Source organism: Tenacibaculum sp. AWR4_210, assembly GCF_056160945.1.
Genome location: NZ_JBSWYF010000086.1, coordinates 1 through 283, shown reverse-complemented (window position 1 = coordinate 283; position 283 = coordinate 1). Strand labels below are relative to the sequence as shown.

1 protein-coding gene is annotated in these 283 nt (G+C 44.2%); it reads right to left on the bottom strand.

What is annotated here, in order from left to right; genetic code table 11:
- The coding region (locus ACXAG7_RS20140) for a hypothetical protein (protein WP_476667953.1) at positions 1–283 on the bottom strand (283 nt) is incomplete at both ends.

The following is a 283-nucleotide window of genomic DNA, read 5'->3' as shown; positions in this document are numbered from 1 at the left end:
GCAGCTGTTACTGCATCGTCATTGATCTTAGCGGTAGTTACTGCGTTGTTATTGATTTTTCCTGTAGTTACAGCGTTATCGTTGATCTTAACCGTAGTCACTGCGTTGTCAGCTAATTCAGTAGTACCAACAGCACCTGCAGCGATTTCTAGTGTAACATCTCCAAGTAAAGCGTTTGCATCACCACCAACTGTTAAGTCAGAAGAGGTAATGTTACCGTCACCGTTAAAGGCAGTCGGATCTACTACTAAAGCGCCCGCACCGTTTTGTGTTAAACCAGTAC